5 protein-coding genes are annotated in these 7,501 nt (G+C 39.9%); all 5 read left to right on the top strand.

All coding sequences use genetic code 11. The annotated features are described in order from the left end of the window. The coding region (locus AB5Z12_RS20380) for a glycoside hydrolase family 3 protein (RefSeq protein WP_368368762.1) at nt 1-1,142 on the top strand (1,142 nt) is incomplete at its 5' end. A 224-nt stretch (nt 1,143-1,366) separates the two neighbouring features. Then, nucleotides 1,367-2,593 carry a response regulator gene (locus AB5Z12_RS20375; RefSeq protein WP_173719355.1) on the top strand — a complete coding sequence of 409 codons (1,227 nt, stop codon included), beginning with the start codon at nt 1,367-1,369 and terminating at the stop codon, nt 2,591-2,593. Beyond that, nucleotides 2,590-4,413 carry a sensor histidine kinase gene (locus AB5Z12_RS20370; protein WP_173719354.1) on the top strand — a complete coding sequence of 608 codons (1,824 nt, stop codon included), beginning with the start codon at nt 2,590-2,592 and terminating at the stop codon, nt 4,411-4,413. The genes AB5Z12_RS20375 and AB5Z12_RS20370 overlap by 4 nt, the downstream gene beginning before the upstream one ends. Nucleotides 4,414-4,591: 178 nt before the next feature. Further along, on the top strand, nt 4,592-6,319 hold the full coding sequence (locus tag AB5Z12_RS20365) for an extracellular solute-binding protein (RefSeq protein ID WP_148461308.1): 1,728 nt from the start codon (nt 4,592-4,594) through the stop codon (nt 6,317-6,319). A gap of 70 nt (nt 6,320-6,389) precedes the next feature. Further along, a partial coding sequence (locus tag AB5Z12_RS20360; protein ID WP_368368761.1) for a beta-L-arabinofuranosidase domain-containing protein occupies nt 6,390-7,501 on the top strand: 1,112 nt, incomplete at its 3' end.

The following is a 7,501-nucleotide window of genomic DNA, read 5'->3' as shown; positions in this document are numbered from 1 at the left end:
CTGTAAGGGATACAGAAGAAGCCGCTTATACATTCGAGCTTACAGAAAATATAATTGTAAAACAGCTATCAGCGCATTTGGTTCCAACAAGTCTGAAAGAGCGTATGCTTTCTGATGGTACCTTTGAAATGCTTCCTCAGTATGAATGCAATGATATGAATGAATGTGCATTTGAAAAACTGAAAACGGAAGAAGAGGATTGTATTGTGCCAGAAGTGCGCTGGTGTTCCCGTCGAAAATGGTTTGATAATTGTGGAAGAAAACAGTTCATTGATGTAGCTGAAGGAAAGCTTTCATTGGATGAGTTTATGGCACAGTTAAGTGATAAGGAACTGCTTCATCTTCTCGGCGGACAGCCAAATACAGGTGTTGCAAATACATTCGGATTAGGAAATCTTCCTGAGTACGGGGTCCCTTCAGTAATGACTGCAGATGGACCAGCAGGACTACGCCTTAATATCGGATGTACTGTGAATACAACAGCCTGGCCATGTGCAACGCTTCTGGCATGTACCTGGAATCCGGCACTTGTATGGCAGGTCGGAAAGGCAGGCGCGAAGGAGGTAAAGGAAAATAATCTTGCTGTATGGCTGACACCAGCTGTAAATATTCACAGAAACCCTATGTGTGGAAGAAATTTTGAATATTATTCCGAGGATCCGCTGATTGCTGGAAAAATGGGTGCCGCTATGGTAAAGGGGATTCAGTCACAGCATATTGCAGCATCTGTAAAGCATTTTACAGCAAACAACAAAGAAACAAACAGGAAAAATAGTGATTCCAGGGTATCGGAGCGTGCACTTCGTGAAATTTATCTGAAAGGCTTTGAGATTATTGTAAAAGAAGCACAGCCTTGGACGATCATGTCCTCTTACAATGCTGTTAACGGACACCGTACTTCAGAGAGCTATGAGCTTTTGACAGATATTTTGCGTGGTGAGTGGGGATTTCAGGGTATGGTTACAACAGACTGGTGGACATGTGGAGAGCATTATAAAGAAATAAAGGCTGGAAATGACCTTAAAATGGCAACAGGGTATCCGGAGCGTGTGAAAAAAGCTATGGAAATGGGATTGCTCGGTCGACAGGAACTGGAACAGAGTGCAAGACGCGTATTGGAGCTTATTTTGAAAATTGATTAATTTTGTATAAAAAATCAAAAAAATAACAGATAAAAACATGAAATTGTAATATTCATTGAGGTATTATATAATAGTATAGTGTCAAAATATTTTTTGCTACTGGCAATGTTGATATTTTCGCACAACCCCCTTGGTCAGGTGATTGGCTGGCAGTGTTCCACGAACAGATCATTTGACGCAGGGGGTATTTGTGTTAAAAAATGTATGGGTGGGAATGAGAGCAAATGACAAGACGAAAAATTCTTATTGTGGAAGATGAAGTGCTGGTAAGATGTGGATTAAGGTCCATGGTGAACTGGGAAAAACTGGGGCTGGATGTAATTGGAGATGCTTCCAATGGAAAAGAAGCCCTGGAAATATACGAGAAAGAAAAACCGGATATTGTTATGACAGATATTAAAATGCCGGTTATGGACGGACTGGAACTGATCGAAAAAATACGGGAACAGGATCAGAGCACCAGGATTGTCCTACTGACCTGTTATGAAGAATTTTCTTATCTGATGAGAGCTATGAAGCTAGGGGTGTCTGATTATATTTTAAAACTAAAAATGAAACCTGATGAGATTGAAAAAGCAATGGAGAAGGTATGTAAAGAACTGGAACAGAAGAATCCCGATTCCAAAAATGAAACAAAAGCAGTGCAGGATAAATCAGATTTATTCGGGCAGTATGTTTTTTATCACCAGATTAATGAAAATACTTTTCGGGAACAGTTAAAAAAGCTTGATTTTCAGGTTTCGGAAAAATCATACCGAATCTGCAGGATGGAAATTGCAAATTATAAAGAGGTATGTGAAAAAACAAAAGACGAACAAGGAGCTTTGATCCAATTCCTGATCTTTAATATGACAGAGGAAATACTGGGAAAATATAAAAATGGAGAACTGATCCGGGAGAATGAAAAAAATTATCTTCTTTTAATTGAAGAAACGGAAGAGGATAACCAGAAAACGATCCTGAAGGAAATTGCCCGGGTATTGCGGGAACATATTATGGCGCAGGTCTGCTGGAAAATCAGCGGTGTGGGACGTTCCTGGACAGAGCTTTCCGACAGGTACCAGGAATGTAAGAAGAATGAAACAGAAAAACAAAAAGAAGATCAGAAAGCACAGAACTTGAAACAGTTAAGTATTGAAATCTATAAAGCAAAAGAGTACATAGACCAGCATCTGGCAGACAAGCTTACCTTGAACCAGGTTGCGGAAATTGTATGTTTAAGTCCTAACTATTTCAGCAGCATGTGGAAAAAGGAAATGCAGGTAGGCTTCGTGGATTATATTACAGAACAGAGAGTAGAAAAGGCCAAGGAGCTGTTTGCCACAACCGATCTTAGAACCCATGAAGTAGCAGAACTCACTGGCTTTGGGGACGACAGCTATTTCAGCAAGATATTTCGGAAGGTTTCCGGAAAGAATCCAGGCAGCTTCAGAAAGCGGAATATTTTATGAAAAAAGATGATACAGTAAAAATTCCATTTTATAAAAGTGTTTTTGGAAAAATGATAATAGCAGTATCCATTAGCTTTCTGCTTGTGATCATTATAAGCTTTATAGGTCTTTATATGGGAGTGAAGGGAGCCTTAAGAACACGTACAGAAACGGAACTTCTAAGATCTTATAAGCAGCTGGAACAGAACCTGGATACATTTGGAAGAGAAGTTGACCAGGTTGCCCTTCGTGTTTTAAATGGTTCTGATCTGGCAAGCCTGGTAGTATCCCATGGCTCTCAAACTAGCATGATAGAGCAAAGAATTGATTTTTTCAGCATGACAGACACGATTCTGGCAGAGTACAGCTTTATTGATTCCATTGTTTTTTATAATGCGGAAGATGTAACCTTATTTGCTGACGGAAACTGGAACATTACCTCTGAAAACAGTGAGAAAAGGGGGAAATTCTACACAGAGAGACTGAAAAACCGGAACGCAGTTCCACAGAAAAAACCAATCTGGTATGGAGGCTATAACAGCAGTGATTTTGTGGAAAATGACAGGGATAACCAGAAACTGTTGAATTATGTGAGCGTGTGCAGGCCTATTTTCCGGGGAGAAAAATATGGCTGGCTTGTGTTGAATGTGGATCTGGAACATTTTGTAAGCTATTACAATTCAATTTCACAAGATGGAGGCTGGTCAGAGGAAACCTATATGATCGACCAGTTTGGAAGGACTGTTTCAGAAACAAATGTATATGGGATAGGGGATGAAAAAGAAAATTTAATGCTGCAGCCAGAAGCTGCCCCAAAAATATTTGAATCCGGTAAAAATCTGATCCTGTGTTATCCGGTGGGCTTTTGTAATTGGACATTGGTAAATGAAACTCCAATATCTGAAATATTAGGAGACATCCAGGATGTTCAGGAAATTTTTATTCTGGCAATTGTCGCTTCGGTAACCATTTCAATTTTATTTCTTGTATTCTGGGTGAAATATATGACAACGCCCTTTGTAAAGGTGATAGATGCGCTGAAAATGGTACAAAACGGGCAGTTCGGCATTGTTTTGGAACAAGACCATGAGAATGGGGATGAGTTCTCTCTTCTGGTGAACAGCTATAATAAAATGACACTGGAAATATCAAGTCTGATCCGCAAAAATGTGGAAAATGAAAAATCAAAAAGAGATGCACAGATCCGCGCACTGAAGTCCCAGATCAATCCTCATTTTTTGTATAATACGCTGAATACAGTGAAATGGATGGCAATTGTGAAAGGCGAAAATGATATTGTGGACTGTATGGATGCACTGGCGGAAATGGTTCAGCCGATTTTCAGGGATACACGCAACAAGTGGTCAGTAGAGGAAGAACTTACTTATATCAAAAATTACTGCAGGATCATGAATTACAGATACGGTGAAAAAACAGTGCTTGGTATAGAAGCAGACAGTTCACTTATGTCTGCTATGGTGCCGAAATTTATTTTGCAGCCGCTTGTGGAGAATTCTTTTTTTCATGGTCTGGCAGAAAAAGAAATGCAGGAGCATAAAAAATTCCAGATATACGTAAAAGGGAAAAGAAAAGAGTATAAAACCAGGGACTGCCTGGAATTATGCGTATATGACAATGGAATTGGAATAAGCAGGGAAAACTGTGAGAAGCTCCGTGCAATTCTGAATATGGAGGATGACGGCAGACATATTGGGCTCAGAAACATATATCAGAGAATCAAGCTTCTTTATGACATGGAAAACGGAGTGGAAATTGGCAGTGATAATGAGAACGGTTTCCAGGTACTGGTCCGGATTCCTTATGAAGAAGAAAAATGGTAAAATAGTTATAAAAATCGTGGCTTTTTTCCATAAACCAGGAATGTGACGGGGATAAGATGTGCATAGAATTATGCCAAAAATCGGAAGGTTGTTTCTGGAAGATGTGTTCTGTTTTTGGTATCCTTTTTACAGAAACAAAACACGGCGCAACACCAAAAAAGAAAACAGGAGGTAGGAAATGAGAAGGAATTTATGGAAAAAGGTTACATCTGCAACCTTATGTGCTGCGATGGTTGGGGGAATTATGGTAAGCAACGGAGCCCTGGCAGTGCAGGCTGAGGAAGGGGAAGAAAAGGAAGTAATTACTCTCAGAGTCATGGGAGAAACAGGAATGGACGGCATTTCCACAGACGATGCAGTAGGACGCTATATTAAGGAAAAACTGGGAATCGTACTGGAATATACAAATGTAAGTACAGATCGATTAAAAGTGATGGCTTCCGGTGGAGATCTTCCGGATATTGTAGAACTTCATAACGGAGATATTGATGTTAAAAATCTGATCGATGCAGGATCGTTATGGGCCATGGATGACTGGCTTGCAGAAAATGGAGATAATCTGAAAGAAAAACTTCCGGATGCATTAAAGTATTCAAAAGATATTATTGGCGGAGGAAGTACTTATTTTATTCCGACAAATGTTCAGACAGAGAATAAAGATCTGCCAAATAAGAATGGCTTTGTAGGATTTTTTACAAGATGGGATTATTATAAGGAATTAGGATATCCGGATGTCAGCACTGAAGACAAATATCTGGATGTTTTAAAACAGATGGTAGATGCACATCCGACGACAGCAGACGGCAAGAAGGTTTATGCATTGTCTGGCTGGTCTGACTGGGGAATCTGGCCTTATATGATCAGTTACCCATTTGATATGGGCTATACAAATTCAGGAAATAATCAGTTCATAAACAATGAAACCGGTGAATTTGAAGATATGTTTACGGTAGAAGACGGACCATTGTGGAAAGCTCTTTCCTTCTATAACAAGGCTTATCGGATGGGCATTATGGATCCGGAAGCATTTACCATGAAAAACAGTCAGTATGATGACAAAATTAAAAACGGAGAGGTTCTGGTATGTAATTATAACTGGACACAGCCGGATAAAAATATCTGCGGTGAAGATGCAGCAATGTATATGATTCCTGGTACTTTCCCATATGCAATGCAGATTTATCCATATGCAAATCCGTTAGGATATCAGGCTGCGAATGCACTTGTAATCAGTGCGAACTGTGAATATCCGGAACGTGCAATGGAACTGATTGAATTCATGACCTCTGATGAAGGCGCAAGACTGGTACGTACAGGAGTTCCTGGCGAAGACTGGGATGTTGTGGATGGAGAACCGGAACTGATCGGAAAGCGCCTTGAAAACTTTACCAGCAATGATAAAGAGTATTCTGGCTATACAACTGACGGTGTACAGGGAATTGGCAAGTATAAATGGTTATCACCTTTATGGGAAACCAATCAGTGTGCAGATGGAGAACCGGTAGATTTAACTCTTTCTAAGAAATATGTTTTATCTAGTGTTACAGAGATAGATAAGGATTTCTGCAATTATTATACTGACGGAAAAGCACAGTATCCGGGAGAGGTTTATAAACAGCTGGTTGATGAAGGAAAATTAAAAACAAATAATGAAGATCCGGCAGTTGGTCTGGCAGCAACTTTAATGCAGCCTATATCTGATGAAGCTACAAGAATTGGCAACAAGGCATCCGAGTATGTACAGGCAAATATTGCCAAAATTATTACCTGCGAGGATGATGATGCTTTTGCAGCTCAGAGAGAAAAGATGATCAGTGATATCAATGCAATGGGATATGATCAGGTATTGGAAGAAGTTCAGGCAAACTTTGAGGATGCAAAGGCAGCAGCAGAAACATTTAAATAAATATAGCCATAAAAATCTAAGAGCCGTGAAAGTTTTCACGGCTCTTTTTAACCAAATAAAGGAGAATATAATGAAAATTAAATACAACGGAATTGCAGACGCAGCAGCGCGTTTTGTAGAAAAAGAGCAGCTGAAAAACAGAAGCCTATGGAAACTGACAGCAGATCAGTTTGCCAACTGCCCAGATGATGAGGATCTTGGCTGGAGAGGGGAATACTGGGGTAAGCTTATGCGTGGTGCATGTGAGACTTATCTTTATACCAGGGATGAAGAATTATATGAAATTCTCACAGAGTCTGTGGAGCAGCTCCTTTTTTATCAGGATGAGGAAGGCAGAATTTCCACATACAGCAAAGAAGCAGAATTCCAGGGATGGGATATGTGGGGCAGGAAATATGTACTTATGGGGCTGATCAGTTATTATAATATCTGCAGAGAAGAAGAGAAAAAAAGAAAAGTGATCCAGTCAGCAGAAAGACATCTGGATTATATTATGGCGCATGTAGGAAAGGAATCTGGAAAAAAGAAGATTACAGAAACTTCTGATATCTGGCAGGGAATCAATTCCAGCTCTATTCTGGAGCCGGTGGTTCTGCTGTACCGCATTGTGCATGAAAAAAAATATCTGGATTTTGCAGCTTATATTGTAGATTGCGGTGGAGCTCGGGAATTTAACATTTTTGAAGCTGCTTACCAGAATGAATTGTATCCTTATGAATATCCGGTTGTAAAAGCATATGAGCTAATGTCCTGCTTTGAAGGTCTGCTGGAATATTCCCTTGTTGTCAAAGAAGAAAAATGGCAGATTGCTGTAAAAAATTTTGTAGCGAAGCTTCTGGAATCAGAGAGAACGGTAGTGGGAGGTCTTGGCTGCAAAAACGAATTGCTGGATCATGGAAGTCTTATGCAGAGTGGTACAAAATATGACGGAATCATGCTGGAAACCTGCGTATCAGTTACCTGGATGAGGTTGCTGCGCAGAATGTACTATTTTACAGGAGATATCAAATATATTGATGAAATTGAGAGAACGGCATTTAATATACTTTATGGTTCTGTTAATTTTGAAAAGGCAGTCTGTGGAGAGGAAACCCGTTTTGATGAACCCTATTACAGGCAGGTGTATGACCGTTATACGGCAGACAAAGATGGCTGTATTCCCGCATTTGACAGTTATAGTCC

Origin of the sequence: Ruminococcus sp. RTP21358st1_G6_RTP21358_211008 (assembly GCF_040908885.1) — a bacterium.
Classification (GTDB): domain Bacteria; phylum Bacillota; class Clostridia; order Lachnospirales; family Lachnospiraceae; genus Blautia_A; species Blautia_A faecis.
Note: the sequence above shows the minus strand (reverse complement) of the source record. Positions and strands in the feature narration are given on the sequence as shown.